General features: G+C 65.5%; 15 protein-coding genes and 1 pseudogene. 8 read left to right on the top strand and 8 right to left on the bottom strand.

What is annotated here, in order from left to right; translation table 11 throughout:
• Positions 1-66: 66 nt before the first annotated feature.
• The 6 genes and pseudogenes from CR917_RS28150 to CR917_RS15900 form a co-directional block, all read left to right on the top strand.
• Positions 67-834, top strand: a pseudogene (locus CR917_RS28150) (MCP four helix bundle domain-containing protein); the annotation flags it as partial.
• Positions 811-1,692 carry a methyl-accepting chemotaxis protein gene (locus CR917_RS28145; RefSeq protein WP_371917300.1) on the top strand — a complete coding sequence of 294 codons (882 nt, stop codon included), beginning with the start codon at positions 811-813 and terminating at the stop codon, positions 1,690-1,692. The pseudogene CR917_RS28150 and the gene CR917_RS28145, both read left to right, overlap by 24 nt.
• A 139-nt stretch (positions 1,693-1,831) precedes the next feature.
• Entirely contained in the window at positions 1,832-4,633 is a 2,802-nt protein-coding gene (locus CR917_RS15915) for an ATP-binding protein (RefSeq protein ID WP_043861103.1), read from the top strand.
• On the top strand, positions 4,633-7,011 hold the full coding sequence (locus CR917_RS15910) for an ATP-binding protein (RefSeq protein WP_104572607.1): 2,379 nt from the start codon (positions 4,633-4,635) through the stop codon (positions 7,009-7,011). The genes CR917_RS15915 and CR917_RS15910 overlap by 1 nt, the downstream gene beginning before the upstream one ends.
• 43 nt (positions 7,012-7,054) lie before the next feature.
• On the top strand, positions 7,055-7,702 hold the full coding sequence (locus CR917_RS15905; protein ID WP_043861102.1) for a response regulator: 648 nt from the start codon (positions 7,055-7,057) through the stop codon (positions 7,700-7,702).
• A gap of 94 nt (positions 7,703-7,796) precedes the next feature.
• Positions 7,797-8,132, top strand: a complete 336-nt coding sequence (locus CR917_RS15900; RefSeq protein WP_058540413.1) for a hypothetical protein — start codon at positions 7,797-7,799, stop codon at positions 8,130-8,132.
• 12 nt (positions 8,133-8,144) lie between these two features.
• On the opposite strand, the gene fusA is transcribed toward CR917_RS15900, so the two are convergent.
• From fusA to CR917_RS15865, 7 genes are all read right to left on the bottom strand, one after another.
• Positions 8,145-10,250: an elongation factor G gene (gene fusA, locus CR917_RS15895; protein ID WP_078481078.1), complete on the bottom strand. Its 2,106-nt coding sequence runs from the start codon at positions 10,248-10,250 to the stop codon at positions 8,145-8,147.
• 97 nt (positions 10,251-10,347) lie between these two features.
• Entirely contained in the window at positions 10,348-10,737 is a 390-nt protein-coding gene (locus CR917_RS15890) for a tautomerase family protein (RefSeq protein WP_058540411.1), read from the bottom strand.
• Between the two features lie 127 nt (positions 10,738-10,864).
• Positions 10,865-11,263, bottom strand: a complete 399-nt coding sequence (locus CR917_RS15885; protein ID WP_058540410.1) for an ACT domain-containing protein — start codon at positions 11,261-11,263, stop codon at positions 10,865-10,867.
• 100 nt (positions 11,264-11,363) lie between these two features.
• A complete protein-coding gene (locus tag CR917_RS15880) occupies positions 11,364-12,527 on the bottom strand; it encodes a Gfo/Idh/MocA family protein (protein WP_058540409.1) in 1,164 nt (387 codons plus the stop codon).
• Positions 12,524-12,979, bottom strand: coding sequence for a type II 3-dehydroquinate dehydratase (aroQ, locus tag CR917_RS15875; RefSeq protein WP_043861097.1), 456 nt, complete (start codon positions 12,977-12,979; stop codon positions 12,524-12,526). Before aroQ ends, CR917_RS15880 begins: the two co-directional genes overlap by 4 nt.
• Positions 12,976-14,373 carry an MFS transporter gene (locus tag CR917_RS15870; RefSeq protein ID WP_043861096.1) on the bottom strand — a complete coding sequence of 466 codons (1,398 nt, stop codon included), beginning with the start codon at positions 14,371-14,373 and terminating at the stop codon, positions 12,976-12,978. The genes aroQ and CR917_RS15870 overlap by 4 nt, the downstream gene beginning before the upstream one ends.
• Before the next feature lie 70 nt (positions 14,374-14,443).
• Complete coding sequence (locus CR917_RS15865; protein WP_043861095.1) at positions 14,444-15,496, bottom strand: Gfo/Idh/MocA family protein; 1,053 nt, start codon at positions 15,494-15,496, stop codon at positions 14,444-14,446.
• 78 nt (positions 15,497-15,574) lie between these two features.
• Between CR917_RS15865 and CR917_RS15860 the strand changes: the two genes are divergently transcribed.
• Positions 15,575-16,528, top strand: coding sequence for a LysR family transcriptional regulator (locus tag CR917_RS15860; protein WP_058540408.1), 954 nt, complete (start codon positions 15,575-15,577; stop codon positions 16,526-16,528).
• Positions 16,529-16,586: 58 nt separating this feature from the next.
• On the opposite strand, the gene CR917_RS15855 is transcribed toward CR917_RS15860, so the two are convergent.
• On the bottom strand, positions 16,587-17,234 hold the full coding sequence (locus CR917_RS15855; RefSeq protein ID WP_058540537.1) for a TIGR04211 family SH3 domain-containing protein: 648 nt from the start codon (positions 17,232-17,234) through the stop codon (positions 16,587-16,589).
• A gap of 218 nt (positions 17,235-17,452) precedes the next feature.
• Between CR917_RS15855 and CR917_RS15850 the strand changes: the two genes are divergently transcribed.
• Positions 17,453-17,848: a DUF4398 domain-containing protein gene (locus tag CR917_RS15850; RefSeq protein ID WP_052504235.1), complete on the top strand. Its 396-nt coding sequence runs from the start codon at positions 17,453-17,455 to the stop codon at positions 17,846-17,848.
• Positions 17,849-17,856 lie beyond the last annotated feature (8 nt).

Here is a 17,856-nt window from a genome sequence, read left to right as displayed (position 1 = left end):
CCCCACCAGCAACGACGCGGAGTCGGGTGCCTCCGATTTTCTGCTTGTTTCTATGAGGGATTGAACATGCTGCTTAGAAATTTCAGGCTGGGCCATCGAGCAATACTGGTGTTTTTCGTATTGAACGTGCTGGTCATTGTCCTGGGTGTGGTTTCCATCATGCAAATGGGCCGAGTGCGTGCCGCTGCCCTGGAAATCGAGAAGAACTGGATGGAAAGTGTGCGCCAGGGAGGCGCGATCGACGCGCTGGTGCTGCGCCTGCGGCTTGAAAGCTATCGCCTCCTCAGTACCGATGACACAGCGATCAGGAAGATGTCCATCGAGACCATCACCGGTGCACGCAGCGAGCTCGACAAGGCGGTCACCGACTATCGTCACCAGGTGTCCAGCCCGGACGAACAAGCGGCCTACGACGATGTCAAGACAGGGATCGCCAACTACATAGGGCAGCTGGACAGCTTTCTGGAACGGGTGCAGGCCGACCACGCCGCCGAAGCCACCGAGTACCTCAACCAGACGACTCGGCCGCTGGCGAACAGCCTGCAGGTCGTTATCGGCAAGATGATGGACATCAACCGCGAAGGTGCCCGCCAATCGGGGATCGAGTCCGAGGCCATCTATCAGAGCTCGGTGAAGACCGTGATCGTGATCATCAGCGTGGTCGTGGTGTTGAGCATCCTGATGGGGGTTCTGTTCGCGCGCAGCATCACCGTGCCGTTGCTGGCGGTGCTGGGGATCAACCAGCGGATTGCCGAAGGCGACCTGCGCAGTGTCGTGCCGATGTCCGGCAAGGACGAGCTGACCGACCTGATGGCCTCGACCGCGAGCATGCAGGCCAGCCTGCGTGACACCATTCGTCTGATGGGCGACTCGTCGAACCAGTTGGCCGCTGCGGCCGAACAGATGCATTCGGTGGCCGAGGAATCGAGCCGCGGGCTGCAGCAGCAGAGCGATGAAATCGAACAGGCCGCCACCGCCGTGAACGAGATGACGGTTGCGGTCGAAGAGGTGGCGCGCAACGCAGCCTCCGCGTCGGAAGTCACCCAGCAGTCCGCCAGTTCGACCCGCACCGGTTCCGAGCGGGTGACCCAGGCGGTTGTCGCCATCCAGAACCTGACAACGATTGTCGAGTCCACCAGCGGGGAAGTCGAAGGCCTTGCGAACAGGGCACAGAACATCAGCAAGGTGCTGGACGTGATTCGCGCGATTGCAGAGCAGACCAACCTGCTGGCCCTCAATGCTGCCATCGAGGCTGCCAGGGCCGGTGACCAGGGGCGCGGGTTCGCCGTGGTGGCCGACGAGGTGAGGGCACTGGCCCACCGTACCCAGGAGTCCACCAAGGAAATCGAGACCATGATCGCCGACATCCAGGCGGGGGCCGAGCAGGCGGTAACGGCGATGTCGCAAAGCCGCGTCAATGCCCAGGACACCCTGGGGATCGCGCAGGAAGCCGGCGCCGCACTGGATGCGATTGCCCGTTCGATCACCGAGATCAACGACCGCAACTTCCTGATTGCAACCGCTTCCGAAGAGCAGGCGCAGGTGGCACGTTCGGTGGACCACAACCTGGTGAGCATTCGCGATCACTCGGTGCAGACCTCCGACGGCGCCAGCCAGACGGCCACTGCAAGCAACGAGCTGTCCAGGCTGGCGATTGCCATGGCCGACCTGACCCGGCGTTTCACCACGTGAAACCGCGCCGGTGCACCAGCCACGGCATGCGCATTCGCGGCGGTACATCGAGCTGAGCCAAGCGCCCTGGCTGTGCTGGGGCGCATTTTTAAGGCTTGCCTGATAGTGCTGCGCAGCAAAGGGCACTTAAGCTGGCGCCATGAAATTGAAGCATTTCCTGCAACCCACCGACTCGTTCTTCTCCACCCCCAAGGCCGTGCGCCGGCTGCTGCGATTGTTCGCCCAGTTGCTGGTGCTGGGCATGGTGGTGGGTGCGATCATTTCTCTGAGCTCGATTCTCAGAAACGAAGTTTCCCGTCGTCAGGGGCTCATGAGCGATGCCATCGCCAATGCACGGGTGTTCTTCACCCAGCGCGAGGCGCTGCTCAAGAGCCTCGCGCTGTCGGCGGTGGCGAAGCCACCTGGGCAACAGTTCGCGGTGGCGCAGCAGGTCGGCCACCGACAGCCCGGTGACGATCTCCGCTGGGACCTGCAGTTGTCCGGGCGCATGGTGGATTTCCTCACCACAAACCGCATCAACCTGCTGTACGTCGCCGATCAGGTGGCGGCCCGCGTGGTGTACCTGAACCGCACGGTCAGCTTCGATACGCCGATCCCTGGCGCGGTGCTGAGCCGCCTGCAGCGTATTGATCCCACCCTGCCCGAGGCGGACCAGGCGGTCTGGCTCAGCGATCAGCAGGCGTCGACGCCGCGGCTGTATCTGTTCGTGCGGGTGGATTTCCACCAGCCACGATCGGGCTGGCTCGGCATGGAGATGGATGCCAGCGACGTGGCCAGCACGCTGCACGATGACGCGGCAGGGCAGTTCATGATGCTCAACCCCAGAGGCGATGTGATGATGCGCAGCGTGTCGAGCGTGTACCCGTCGCTGCCCTTGCCGAAGCTGGAGACTGGCCATGACTTCGGCTTCTCCGGGGAAGGCTTCTGGCCCGACCAGCTGGTGATGCGCAAGAAGCTGGGCTACTCGGATTGGAAGCTGTTCTATGCCATTGGGCTGGAGGCCTTGCTCAAGGTGTTGTGGTGGCCGTTGCTGGCTGCCAGCGCCCTCATCCTGCTGATCGGCGTGCTGGTGGGGCGCCTGGTGACGCGCGTCGAACGGCGCCTGATCACCCCGGCAACCCAGCGCATCGATGCACTGATCGAAAGTGAAGCGTTCAACCGCGCGATCATCCAGACCGCCCCGGTGGCGCTGTGCGTGCTGCGCCGCGCGGATGGCCAGGTGGTACTGGAGAACACCTTGTCGCAGCAGTGGCTGGGCGAGTGCAAGGAGCGCGAGCGCCTGTGCCACGGCTGGATCGAACAAGCCTTCAGCGACCGCGAAATCGTCCAGTCCGACGAATTCCAGGCTGGCGACGGTCGCCACCTGCACCTGAGTTTCGTGCGCACCCGCTACAACGGCGAGGATGTGCTGTTCTGCGCCTTCAGCGATATCAGTACGCGCAAGCAGGCCGAGGCCGCGATGACCATGGCCAAGCAGATGGCCGATGCCGCCAATGAAGCCAAGACACTGTTCCTGGCGACCATGAGTCACGAGATACGCACGCCGTTGTATGGCGTGCTCGGAACCCTGGAGCTGCTGGCCCGTACCGAGCTGAGGGGGCCGCAGAAAGACTACCTGCACGCCATCGAGAGTTCCTCGGCGGCGCTGCTCAACCTGGTGTGCGATGTTCTCGATGTGGCCAAGATCGAAGCCGGTCAGTTGGCCCTGGAGGCCAGCGAGTTCTCGCCGCTGGAGCTGATCCACGACGTGACCCAGAGCTACGCCGGTGCTGCGCGCAGCAAGGGGTTGTATCTGTATGCCTTCGTCGACCCGCACATGCCGGCGCTGTTGCGTGGCGACATAACGCGCATCCGCCAGGTGCTGAACAACCTGCTCAACAATGCGGTGAAGTTCACCGAGAGCGGGCAGATCGTGCTGCGTGCCAAGGTCGGCTCGATGACCGAGGAACGGGCCGACATCCTCTGGCAGGTCAGCGACAGCGGCCCGGGCATTGCCCCGGACGACCAGGCCTTGCTGTTCGAGCCGTTCTACCAGTCCTCGACCAAGACCAACGTGGTGCCCGGCACCGGCCTGGGCCTGTCCATCTGCCAGCGCCTGGCCGCCTTGATGAACGGCAGCATCCGCGTGGTCAGCGCCGTGGGCCTGGGCAGCAGCTTTACCTTGAGCATTCCGCTGGGGCGTTCGTACCCGATGCCGGCGAGCGACACGCCGCGCCTGGCCGACGAGATGATCTACGTGCATTCCCCGGTGCTGGAAATGGCCGAGTACGTGAGTGGCTGGCTGCGGCGCTGGGGCGCGCAGACCCATATCGGGCTGCCACCCGAGATCCAGGCCGCGCATGACGTGCTGCTGGTGGAGGCCCACCCGCACACCGCGCACCCCGTCCTGCTGGAGTGGAGCGGGCCGCGTGTAGTGATCTGCCCGCAGGAGTGCGAGCCGCCGTCGCAGCAACGCTACTGGCGGGTCAAGCTCAACGACCTGAACGGGCTGCTGGCGGCCGTCAGCCAGGCCCAGGGCATCGCCCCCCCGGCGCCTGGCCGGATCGAGCACGAGATCACCCGGCAACTGGACCTGAGGGTACTGGTCGCCGAAGACAATGTGATCAACCAGCTGATCGTCAAGGACCAGCTGGAGGAGCTGGGGTGCAGCGTGGGCCTGGCCCGCGATGGGCATGAGGCCCTGGCGCTGTGGCAGAACGAGGTGTTCGACGTGGTGCTCACCGACATCAACATGCCACGCATGAACGGCTATGACCTGGCCAAGGCCCTTCGTCGTCAAGGCTGCGTGGTGCCCATCATCGGTGCCACGGCCAATGCCATGCGCGACGAGGGCGATCGGTGCCTGGCGGTAGGCATGCAGCAGCTGCTGGTCAAACCCTTCGGCCTCGGTGCGCTGTTCACCTGTCTGCAGCACTGCCAGCGTGAAGAGAGGCGAGCGTGATGTCGTTGGCCAGAAGCTCCCTACGCCTCGGTATCGGCTTGCTGCTTGGCGTTGCCCTGATCTTCCTGCTGGCGATGACCCACGAGCAATGGGCGGCGCAGTACTGCGTCGACTGCGTCAGCTTCATCCGTGGGGCGAATTTACCGCTGCTGCGCATCGTGCTGGCATTCGCGTTGCTCAGTGCCCTGCTGGGGTGGCTGTACTACCACTATCGCCGGCAGGTCATCGCGCCGGCTCGCCAGGCCCGGAGCGAGCTGCTCGACAGCCAGGCGTTCAGCCTGGCGGTGATCGAAAGCGCACCTGCCGGGCTGATTGTCATCCGCCTGCACGACCACCAGGTGGTGGTGGAAAATCAGCGTGCCAAGGACAGTCGCGAAGTGGCGCAGTCCATCGTCGAGATGGCGCGCCAACCCGGCATCGAACTGTGCGGCGAGGCGAGCATGGTGCTGCAGGGTCGCTGTTTCCGGCTCAGTTTCTCCTCGACCCGCTACCAGGACCAGCAGGTTCTGCTGTGCGCGTTCACCGACGTCACCGAACACCTGGAACGCGCGGTGGCCTTGAGCCAGGCCAAGTCCATGGCCGACAAGGCCAGTGAAGCCAAGACCCTCTTCCTGGCGACCATGAGCCACGAGATCCGCACCCCGCTGTACGGCGTATTGGGCACCCTGGAGCTGCTCGGCCTGACCGGCCTCGACCAGCGCCAGATGGATTACCTCAGCATCATCCAGCGCTCGTCCTCCACATTGTTGCAACTGATCAGCGATGTGCTGGACGTGTCCAGGATCGAGTCGGGTCAACTCACCCTTGAGTCGGTGGCCTTTTCGCCATTGGGCCTGATCGAGGACGTGATGTCCGCGCACATCGCCAACGCGCGTGCCAAGGGCCTGCAGATCTATGCCTGCGTGGCACCGGAAATACCCGACCAGCTGGTCGGGGACGAGGTGCGCATCTGGCAGATCCTCAACAACCTGCTGGGCAACGCGATCAAGTTCACCGACATCGGGCGGGTTGTGCTGCGCTGTCGCGTGGCCAGGGGCGAAGGGCAAGACATCACGCTGGAACTTCAGGTCACCGACACCGGCATCGGCATTTCCCCGGAGCAGCAGCTGCACCTGTTCGAGCCGTTCTACCAGGCCCGCGCGAGCAACCTTGTCAGCGGCACCGGGCTTGGCCTGTCGATCTGCAGCCGCTTCAGTGCGTTGATGGGCGGCGAGGTGAAGGTGGTCAGCGAACAGGGGTTGGGCAGCAGTTTCACGCTACGCCTGCCGTTCGTGCTGCCGGACACGCCGTTGCCGGCAGAACCTGGCATCGACCTCGGCGGCGTGCAGGTGTACGTGCGTGCGCCCGTGCTGGAGCTGGCCGAGAACATCGGCAGCTGGCTGCTGCGCTGGCATGCCACGGTTACGGTGCTCAGCGCCGCGCAGCACGAGGTGCACAGCGGGGCGCTGCTGGTCGAGGTACTGGGCAACGGCAAGTGGCTGCCGGACTGGAACGGCCGGCGCCTGTTGTGCGACTACGACGGCCCGCAGGTTCCCGAGCCGATGGAGGCGGGCTGGCGCGTCAGCGCCAATCATGTGCGGGCGATTGCCGGCGCCGTGCTGATGGAAAAGAACGGCGTCACCGAGCCCGCGCCGCCTGGCGCAGCCCCTGCCTTGCCGGCGCTTGGCCTGCAGGTGCTGGTGGCCGAGGACAACCTGATCAACCAGGCCATTCTCAAGGAACAACTCGAAGCCCTGGGCTGCACCGTGGAACTGGCCAGCGATGGCCAGCAGGCGCTGCAGCAGTGGCGCAAGTACCGCTTCGACGTGCTGCTGACCGATGTCAACATGCCGGTCATGAACGGCTACGAGCTGGCGCGCGCGATACGCCTGCAGAACGCCAAGGCGCCGATCATCGGCGTTACCGCCAATGCCATGCGCGACGAGGGCGAGCGTTGCCAGGCAGCGGGCATGACCTGCTGGGTGGTCAAGCCGCTGAGCCTGACCACCTTGCGCAACCTGCTGCTCAATGTCACCCCGGCGCTGGCGCACGAGGAGGCCGGGCGCCAGCCGTCGCTAGAGCTGTCGGTGCAGTTGGCCGAGGCGGAGTCATCGGCAGCGGGCATCGTGTTGTCGCCGGCCATGCGCGACCTGTTTTTGAGTACCATGGAGAAGGACATCCGCGCCATTCGCCTGGCCCTGGCGGCCGGCGAGCAAACCGACGTCCTGCACAAAGTGCATGGTGTCAGTGGCGCACTGTCGGTGGTGCAGGCGCACGCGCTGGCCAGGCTGTTCGGTGAGCTTGAGCACCGCCTGCGCGCGCCCAGCCTGCAGCTCACCTTGATTGATGATATTCACCAGGCGCTCGACCGGCTCTGCGACATGATGAGGTCGGTATGACCCGGGCCGAGACTTGCCACACTTTGTGCACACCGGAGCGATCATGCATAAAATCACCGTAGTCATCGCCGATGACCACCCGATCGTGCTGTTTGGCGTACGCGAACTCATCAAGTCCGACCCGCGCTTCGAGGTGGTTGGCGAAGCGGGCAGCTCCACCGAACTGATCAACGTGCTGCACGACAAGCAGCCCCAGATCCTGATCACCGACTACAACATGCCGGAGAGTTCCCAGTATGGCGACGGCCTGCGGCTGATCACCTACCTGACGCGCAACTTCCCCGCGCTGCGCGTGCTGGTGCTGACGATGGTGTCCAACAGCCTCATCCTCACGCGGCTGTACAATCTGGGCGTGGCGGGCGTGATCGACAAGCGCACGGTGAACGAAGAGTTGCTGCGCGCACTGGAAGCCTTGAGCCAGAACCGCATCTACAAGCTGGCGCCGGCGAACCGGAACTCGGTGATCGACAACGGCTACCAGATCGACGAGCGCATGGCTTCGCTTTCCACCCGCGAAGTGGAGATCCTGCGTCTGTTCGTGGCGGGCATGAGCCTGCGCGACATCGCGATCAATCAGAATCGCAGCCCCAAGACCATCAGCACGCAAAAGATCGCGGCCATGCGCAAGCTGGATGTGCGCAGCGACCAGGAGCTGATCTCGTACTGCCTGGAGGCCAACCTGTTCCAGTAGGTGTGCCCGCGTTTTCAGGTTTGCCTGATGGCACGGGGCCCGGCTGTATCGTTCAATGGCGTCAAGCGACGGCAGCATTCCACAGGAGGCAATCATGGCGCCCGATCTTGAGCAGCGATGCCCCGACAGCGTGCGGACAATCTTCATTTCACACAGCGAGACAGCGGATGTTCGCCAGTTCATAGGGCAGTACATCGACAGCCGTTGCCTGCGTTGCAGCCCTGCGGTGTGGAACATGGTCCTCGCCGTACTGGCGGACTACCCGGGTGAAGCACCGGTGCGCCTGTACGAGCTCAATGCCTGGCTTGACCACACACTGAGCAGGCGCCCCTTTTACCGGCCAAGTGCACACCTGCTGCAGCTGGTGGTCAGCAATCAGCACATCCCTGCACCCAGCGACCGGGTCGGCGGGGCGTCGACCGTGCAGTAATCGCGCGAAGACCTAGCCCTGCTTTTTGATGATGGCATCGGCCACGCTCGCCGGCGCCTCGGCATACTTGGTGAACTCCATGGTGTAGCTGGCGCGGCCCTGGGTCATCGAGCGCATCTGCGTCGAATAGCCGAACATCTCGCCCAGCGGCACGTCGGCGCGGATCACCTTGCCGGCCGGGGTGTCTTCGCCTTCCTGGATCAGCCCGCGGCGCCGGCTGAGGTCGCCGAGGATGTCGCCCTGGTACTCCTCGGGGGTCACCACCTCGACCTTCATCACCGGCTCCAGCAGCACCGCGCCGCCTTTCTGCGCCAGTTGCTTGGTGGCCATCGACGCCGCCACCTTGAACGCCATCTCGTTGGAGTCGACGTCGTGGTACGAGCCGTCGAACACGGTGGCCTTCAGGCCGATCAGCGGGTAGCCGGCCAGCACGCCGTTCTTCATCTGCTCCTCGATGCCTTTCTGGATCGCCGGGATGTACTCGCGCGGTATCACGCCGCCGACCACCTCGTTGACGAACTCCAGGCCTTCCTTGCCTTCCTCGGCCGGGGCGAAGCGGATCCAGCAGTGCCCGTACTGGCCGCGCCCGCCAGACTGGCGCACGAACTTGCCTTCGATCTCGCAGGTGTTGCGGATTTTCTCGCGGTAGGCCACCTGCGGCTTGCCCACATTGGCCTCGACGCCGAATTCGCGGCGCATGCGGTCGACGATGATGTCCAGGTGCAACTCGCCCATGCCGGAGATGATCGTCTGTGCGGTTTCTTCATCGGTGCGCACGCGAAATGACGGGTCTTCCTGGGCCAGCTTGCTCAGGGCGATGCCCATCTTCTCCTGGTCGGCCTTGGTCCTGGGTTCCACGGCCACCGAGATCACCGGGTCGGGGAAGTCCATGCGTTCGAGGATGATCGGCTGGTTGATGTCGCACAGGGTGTCGCCGGTGGTCACGTCCTTCATGCCGATCAGTGCGGCAATGTCGCCGGCGCACACCGCCTTGATCTCGGCGCGCTGGTTGGCGTGCATCTGCACCATGCGGCCCACGCGCTCCTTCTTGCCCTTGACCGAGTTGAGTACCGCATCGCCCGAGTTCAGTACCCCGGAGTACACCCGGGCGAAGGTCAGGGTGCCGACAAAGGGGTCGGTGGCAATCTTGAAGGCCAGCGCCGAGAACGGCTCGCTGTCGTCGGCATGGCGCTCCAGGTGCCGGTCTTCATGATCCGGGTCGGTGCCGTTGATGGAGGGGATCTCGGACGGGGCGGGCAGGTAGTCGATCACCGCGTCGAGCATCAGCGGCACGCCCTTGTTCTTGAACGACGACCCGCAGATGGCCGGCACGATCTCGTTGTTGAGGGTGCGCTGGCGCAGCCCGGCCTTGATCTGCTCGTTGTCGAGTTCGGTGCCGTTGAGGTACAGCTCCATGAACTCGTCGTTGGCCTCGGCGGCGGCCTCGATCATGTGTGCACGCCACTCGGTGGCCAGCTCCAGCATGTCGGCCGGTATCGCCTCTTCGCGGTAGCTGGTGCCGTTGTCGGCCTCGTTCCAGTAGATGGCCTTCATCTTCACCAGGTCGATCTGGCCGATGAAGTGTTCCTCGGCGCCGATGGCCAGCTGGATCGGCACCGGGTGGTGGCCCAGGCGCTTGTCGATCTGTTTGACCACGCGCAGGAAGTCCGCGCCCTGGCGGTCCATCTTGTTGACGTAGGCCAGGCGCGGCACATGGTACTTGTTGGCCTGGCGCCACACCGTCTCGGACTGCGGCTCGACCCCGTCGGCGCCGCTGAACACCACCACCGCGCCATCAAGCACGCGCAGCGAGCGCTCCACCTCGATGGTGAAGTCGACGTGGCCGGGGGTATCGATGATGTTGAAGCGGAATTTCTCGGGGAACTGCTTGGTCGAGCCCTGCCAGAAGGCGGTGGTGGCGGCGGAGGTGATGGTGATGCCGCGTTCCTGTTCCTGGGCCATCCAGTCCATGGTCGCGGCGCCGTCGTGCACTTCGCCCATCTTGTGGTTGACCCCGGTGTAGAACAGGATGCGTTCGGTGGTGGTGGTCTTGCCCGCGTCGACGTGGGCGACAATGCCGATATTGCGGTACAGCTCGATGGGGGTGGTGCGCGCCATGGTCGTTCACCTGTGCAAAAGGCGGGCAGCCTGTGGCCCGGGTTCTTCCAGTTAAGCAGAAGAATGCACGGCTGCTGCTACCGGTCGGCGCGTGTGTTCAGACCTCCACGGTGTAGTTCAGGCCCAGCTCGTCGCCGGGCAGGCCGCGTATGCCCCAGTTTTCGCGGGGGGTCTCGAACAGGGTGATCTCGATGTCCTGGGCGCCGATGCCGGTGTGCTCGCCGATGCGCTGGAACAGTTGGCGGATGAGGTCTTTCTTTGCGGCGCTGGAGCGGCCTTCGAACAGGCTGATCTCGATGATCAGGTAGTGTTCGCTGCGGTCGTCGGGGTAGAGGAAGTCGGCGGGGTCCAGGGCCAGGTAGCGCTGGAAGCGTTTTTCCGGCGGGTACTGCAGGGCGCTCATCACCGCGCCATGGATGGCTTCGGCAAGGGCAGGGCGGTGCTGGTCGAGGGTGGTGCGCAATCCATAGATCTTGATCTGGGCCATGCTGACGTTCCGTGTGGGGCGGGGGAGGTGCATCGTGGCCGATGGCCCTGGCGCCGGCAAGGCTGGCTGCTGCAGAGAACGCCGAACCTGTAGGAGCCGGCCTTGCCGGCGAAGGCCCCCGCTATCATCAGGCCCCCGCCGCCAACCCTTCCAGCACCGCCATCGCCCGCTGCGCATCGGCCTGCGCGACGAAGATATGGTCATGGTAGAACGCGGCCACCACGTTGCAGCTGATGCCGGCCTGGCCCAGCGCCGTGGCGAACGCCGCGGTCAGGCCCACCGCCTCCAGCGACGAATGCACCGTCAGGGTGATCCACGCGGCCTCGTAGCTGAAAGGCAGTTTCAGCGCCTCGGCCCGCGCACGCGACACGATCACCGTCAGCCCCTCCTGCTCGCGAAAACTGCCGATCACCTCGTCAGGCTGCAGCCCCGACCAGTCGGCCAGCGTGCAGAACACGTAGCTGCCTTCATTCAACTGCGGCCGCATGCTGCGCAACAGCGCGGCCAGACTTGTTTCACCCGACATGATCGTGCCCCTGCAAAAGAAATCGGCCGCCAGTCTGGCAGCCGATTGTTGATCAGCAAAATCAATTCTGCTGGGCCTGCATAAGTGCAGCTTCTGGCGTTCAGGCCTCCGTCCAGCGCCCATCCGCCGCATCCGAGCGCACGCAGGCATCAATGAAACGCATGCCGCGTACTCCATCCTCGGCCGTCGGGCACAGCAGCGACTGCGCGCTCGGCGCACGGTGCTCGCGGCGCGCCATGATCCGCTCGGCCGCCTCGCTGTAGATGTTGGCGAACGCCTCCAGCAGCCCCTCCGGCTGGCCCGCCTTGATTCGCGTCGACAACCTGGCCGACTCGCTCAGCCAGGCCTCGCCACGGCGCAGGATCTGGTGCGGCTGGTCCTGATGACGCAGCTCCAGCCGATCGGGTTCCTCTTGATGCCAGTACAGCGATCCGGTGGAGCCGAACACGCGCAACTGCAGGCCATGCCGGTGCCCGGCCGCCACGAAGCTGGCCCACAGCATGCCGCGCGCGCCATTCTGCAGGCGCAGCTTCACGTGTGCGTTGTCGTCCGACTGGCGCCCCGGCACCAGGGTGCTCAGCTCGGCCGACACTTCGCTGACCTCCTGCCCGGTGACAAAACGCAGCAACTGGTGGGCATGCACGCCCACATCTGCCAGCACCGATGAGGCCCCGGCCTGGGCCGGATCGGTGCGCCAGGCCAGCGCCTTGACCCCTTGCTGCTCAAGCGGGTGGGTGCCGAAGGCGCTGGCGTGTTCCACCTGCACCAGGCGCACCTCGCCGATGGCGCCGCGCGCGATCAGCTCGCGGGCTTCGCGCACCAATGGGTAGCCACTGTAGTTGTGGGTCAGCAGGTGCAGCGCGGGGCCCTTGCGTGCGCGTTCAAGCAGTTGCTGCGCCTCGGCCAGGCTCGAGGCCAGCGGCTTGTCGCAGATCACGTCGATGCCCTGGTCGAGAAACGCCAGGCTGGCCGGCACGTGCACCGCGTTGGGTGCCATGATCGCCACCGCCTGCACGCCATCGGCGCGCGCGGCTTCGGCCACGGCCATGCGCTGGAAGTCCGGGTACACCCGCTCCGGCGCTACGCCGTAGGCCTGGGCAGCGGCGCGGTTGCGTGCCGGGTCGCGGGCGAAGACCCCGGCCACCAGTTCGAAGTGCCCGTCCAGTTGCGCGGCGTAGCGGTGGGTGGCGCCGATCGACGACTCCAGGCCGCCGCCGACAAAACCCAGGCGCAGGCGCTGGCTGGGGTTGGCTACGGTTTTCATTGCGCGGCTCCTTGCGCGGTGCGCTGCAGGTGGGCGAAGTGGTTGATGGCCAGTACGTAGCCATGGGTGCCGAACCCGGCCAGTACCGCCTGGGCCACCAGCGACACATAGGAGTGGTGGCGGAAGGCTTCACGCTTGTGCACGTTGGAAATGTGCACCTCGATCACCGGCACCTCGGCGGCGATCAGCGCGTCGTGGATCGCCACCGAGGTATGGGTCCAGGCACCGGGGTTGATCACGATGCCGGCCACGCGGCCACGGGCCTGGTGAATCCAGTCGATCATCTGGCCCTCGTGGTTGGTCTGGTGGAACTCGATGTCCAGGTCCAGGCGTTGGCCGGCGCTGTGGCACAGCGCCTGCACATCGGCCAGGGTTTCGCGGCCGTACACCTCGGGCTGGCGCAGGCCGAGCATGTTCAGGTTGGGGCCATTGAGCACGAGCAGGGTCTTCATTGGGCGGTTTCCGTAGCAGGGGTGGTGCGCAGGGCCTTGGCCCGCAGCGCGTCATACACGGGTTTGTCGAGGGCCACGGCGTCCGGCTTGCCGAGCTGGTCCAGGGGCGTGCGGTAGGTTTCCGGAGCGCTCCAGGCAGCCACGGCCGAAATGGCGGTGACCGCGCAGGTGATGGCGCCGATCAGCAGCGGCACGTTGTTCGAGCCGGGCGGGGCCACGGCGGTGAACAGCGCCGGAAGCAGGGCGGTGATCATGTAGCCGACGTTCTGCGCGATGGCCATGGCCGACACGCGGTAGTGGGTCTGAAACTGTTCGGGGAAGAAGCTGGGGAAGATCGCGTTGTAGCCCTGGTAGACCATGCCCCACATCAGCAGCGAGGCGCCGAACGCCAGCGGCAGGTTGTGCAGGCTGATGGCATACAGGTAGACGAACGACATCAGCCCGCAGCCCAGTGCGCTGCCGATGATCAGCGGGCGCCGGCCGATGCGGTCGGAGAGGTTGCCCACGAACGGGATCACCAGCACCGCGACGATGTTGCCCACCACCGGAATCCACAGGTACACGCTCTTGTCGAAGCCCACGCCATAGGCCGGCTGCACCGCGTAGGCGGCGCCGAAGATGGTGGTCACCACCGGGATCACGTTCATCAGCGACACGCCGAACACCACCAGCATGCCGCGCCAGCTGTAGGTGAAGGCATCGCGGATCGGCGAACGCGCGGTCTGCTTGGCGGCCACCTTGAAGGCCTCGGGCTCCTTGACCTCGCGGCGAATGATGTAGGCGGCGATCAGCACCGCGGCGCTGAGCAGGAACGGGATGCGCCAGCCCCAGCTGTTGAAGGCGTCGCTGGGCATGAAGTACGCCAGCGGCAGGAACACCGCCGCTGCCATCACCTGGCCGGCCTGTACGCCCTGCAGGGTGAAGCTGGCAAAGAAGCCGCGGCGCCCGGGCGGTGCGTGTTCGAGAATCATCGAGCTGGCCCCGGCGATCTCGCCGGCCACCGCAAAGCCCTGCACCAGGCGCAGCACCACCAGCAGTGCCGGCGCCCAGTAGCCGATCTGCTCGAAGGTCGGCAGCAGGCCCACGGCCATGGTCGCGATGCCCATCAGAAACATGCACAGCAGCAACACGTTCTTGCGCCCGCGGGTGTCGCCCCAGTGGCCGAGCACGAAGGCCCCGACCGGGCGCGCCAGGTAGCCCACGCCATAGGTGGCCAGGGAGGCGAAGATGGCCAGCTTGGGGTCGGTGCTGGGGAAGAAGATCTGCGGGAAGATCAGCGCCGCGGCCTGGGCATAGATGAAGAAGTCGTAGTACTCCAGCGCAGAGCCGACCCAACCGCTGGCGGTGGCTTTGCGGGTTTGGCGCGCACTGTGCGCGGCGTCATGTGTGGCCATCGCAATTCTCCGTTTGTTGTTTTTATTGGGGGCACGCAGGCGTCCCGGCGCAGGGCCGGGGCACCGATGTTCAGAGGCTGTCGATCATTACCGTGTGGCCGCAGCGGGCGGCTTGGCCAATGGCGTCGATGACCTGCAGGTTGCGCAGGCCGTCGCGCACGCTCACCAGCGGCCGGGCCTGGCCACGGATCACCTGGCAGAAGTGCGCCAGCTGGCGGGCCAGCGGGTCGGCCTCGTCGAGGCTGGCGGTGGCGCACTGGAACGGCCGCCACCACGAGCGCTGCTCGTCGCGGGCGTAGTACTTGAGGCGCATGGTCGGTATCGACAGCGAGCCCTGGGTGCCGGCCAGTACGTAGCAGTCTTCGTCGGCGTAGCTTGGGTAGTCGAGGTTCTCGCGGGCGGTCTGCTCCCAGCTGCGCGCGCAGGCGGCGGTGTCGGAGAGCATGAAGGTGCCTAGCGCGCCGCTGGCAAAGCGCAGGCTGATGGCGATGCTGTCTTCCACGGCAAAGCCGCGGGTGGCGTTGGACGCCTGGGCCTGCACCGCGACGATCTCGCCGCACAGCGAACGCAGGTTGCCGATCTCGTGGATCAGGTTGATCAGCACCGGGCCACCGCCGGCTTCGCGGCGCCAGGGGGCGGCGTCGAAGTAGTCGTCGGGCTTGTAGAACAGCGCGCTGCCCATCACCGCCACCAGGTTGCCCAGTACCCCTTCGGCAATCACTTCGCGGGCCTTGTGCAGGATCGCACTGTGGGCGCGGTGGTGGCCCACCAGCAGGCGTGCATCACGCTGCTCGGCGATGGCCAGCAGGCGCTTGCCGTCTTCCAGGGTATGCGCCACTGGCTTTTCGATCAGTGCCGGTATGCCGTGCTCCACGCAGGCCAGTGCGCCGTCGACATGCAGGTGGTTGGGCGTGGCCAGGATCACCCCGTCCGGGCGCTGCGCGCCGAACAGTTCGGCCAGCCCCGGGTACAACGGTACGCCGCAGGCGTTGGCCAGTTCGGCGGCGGCGGGCGAGGGGTCGACGATGGCGGCCAGCTGGCACTCGGCGCTGGCCTGGATCAGTTCGATATGGCGGCGGCCGATCAGGCCGGCCCCGGCCACGGCAAGGCGTAATGCAGTCATGGTTCTCACTTTCTTGTTCTGGGTCGAAGCGCATTTGTGAGAGGCTAATAAAAAAGCGCCAGGAGATAATCGGGCCAGATGAAGAATCAGAATGCGCTGATAGCGAATAATGAGTCGTTGCTGCGTGACCTTCAGTTGTTCTGCGAGGTGGCGCGGCGCTCCAGCTTCATCGCGGCAGCCACCGAGACCGGGCTGTCGCCGGCGCATGTGAGCAAGCGCATCGCCACCCTGGAGACGATGCTCGGGGTCAAGCTGTTCAACCGCACCACGCGGCGGGTCAACATCACCAGCGATGGCGAGGCGACGTTCGTGTGGGCGCAGAAGATCCTCGAGGACGTGGGCGCGATGTTCGATGCGTTGTCCGGCGGGCAGCGCGAGCCGCAGGGCACCTTGCGCGTGTGCACCAGCCTGCGCCTGGGACGCGAGCACGTGGCGCCGATCCTGTCGCTGCTGCGGCGCCAGTACCCGGCGCTGGAGGTGTGGGTGGAGCTGCTGGACCGGCGCGTGGACCTGATTGCCGACAACTTCGATATCGATGTGCGGGTGGGCGAGGTGCAGGAAAAACACCTGATCGCGCACCGCATCGCCAGCAGCTCGCGGGTGCTGGCGGCCGCCCCGGACTACCTGGCGCGGCGCGGCCAGCCGCGGGTGCCGGCCGACCTGGCGCAGCATGACTGCCTGCTGTTTCGCAGCCGCGACGACCGTTTCGGGGTATGGCGCCTGGTGGGGCCCAACGGCGCCGAGACGGTGAAGGTGACCGGGCCGATGGCCTCCAACCACAGCGACATCGTGCGCCAGTGGGCCCATGACGGGCACGGCATCATCATGGCTTCGCGCTGGGACGTGGCGGCCAGCCTGACCAGCGGGGCGCTGGTACAGGTGCTGCCTGGGTATCACCAGCCGGCGGACATCTGGGCGGTGACGGCGGTGCGCTCGTCAAGTTCGGCCAAGGTGCGCAGTTGCGTGGCGTTTCTGCGTGAGCAACTGGCGCAGGGGCCCTATGCGCTGGCTGGGGGAAGGGCGGGGCAATAGTGGGACGGCCTTCGCCAGCAAGGCTGGCGCCTGCACCCTGCGGGCGAAGGCCGGGGCCTCAGAACCAGCGGTCGCTGCGCTTGCGCCCGCGGCTGAGCATCGGCAGGATCAGCCCCGCCAGCAAGCCGGCCCCGGCAATGCCGCCGCCGTACACCATGTAGCGCATCAGCACCTGCTTGTTCTCGTCGCCCAGCTGCGCCTGGGTAGCGCGCAGTTGCGATTGCGCATCGCCCAGCTCGGCATTGAGCGCGGTGCTGCGCGCCTCCAGTTCGTCGATCAGGGCCTTGCGTGAATCCAGTGTCTCCTGCATGCCCTGCACCCGGGTCTTCCAGCTGTCGTCGATGGTCTTGAGCTGCTCGCTCAACTGGCTCACCTGTTCGCTCAGTTGCGGCAGGCGCTCTGCCTGGCCGGGCACCGTCTGCAGGTCGCTGCTGTTGATCCACACGGTATCGCCCGACTCGCCACGTACCTGGCTGTAGTTGCCCTGGCTGGTCAGCAGGGTGACCTTCTGGCCGGATTTGAGGTTGCCGACGATCCGGTGCCCGTCGGTAGGGCCGCTGCGCACGTAGGTGCTGAGGCTGTCGCTGACCCAGCGTTCATTGCCGCTGCCTTCTTCGGCGTGGGCCGGGCCACACAGGATGACCAGGCTGCCGAGCAGGCCGGGGATAAGAGAGCGCCGTGCGCGAAGCTGAAAAGATGGGGGCATGGTGATCTTCTTGAAAACGGAAAAAATGAAACCCACAGACCATTTTTTGCCCGTCAGGTTCACTGCGCACTGACGAAGGGCAGGCACGAATCGTGGCAATGCCGGAGAAGTTTCCTACCTGACAGCAGGATGCCCCCTGATAGGGGCGGGGCATGACCGGGAATAGTCTTACGCGGCTTGAACAACGGTCTGTCTTTCTCATGTTATGGAGTCTTTCAATGGTTGCTAAACGCACCACGAACTACCTGGCCGCCAGCAGCCTGCTGATGGTGCTGGCCGGTTGTGCCGGCGTGCCCGTGCCCACCGAGCAGGTCGAACTGACCCGCAACGCGGTCAGCCGCGCCGTGACCGCCGACGCCACCCAGTACGCGCCAGCCGAAATGAAGGCCGCCCAGGACAAGCTGTACGCCGTCGAACGCGCCCTGGGCGAACGGAACCTTGTCGCGGCCCGCACCCTGGCCGAGCAGGCCGAGGCCGATGCCAACCTGGCCGAGCGCAAGGCGCGTGCCGCCAAGGCCCAGCAGCAACTGCGCAGCGCGCAGCAGGGCATTGAAGTGCTGAAGCAGGAAATGCTCCAGTCGCCCGACGCCATCACCCCCACGATCACGCCGTAAGGATGCCC

The sequence above is a fragment of the Pseudomonas sp. BRM28 genome (genome assembly GCF_002939405.1).
In the GTDB taxonomy this organism is placed as follows: Bacteria; Pseudomonadota; Gammaproteobacteria; order Pseudomonadales; family Pseudomonadaceae; genus Aquipseudomonas; species Aquipseudomonas palmensis.
This window is presented reverse-complemented; position numbering and strand designations above follow the sequence as displayed.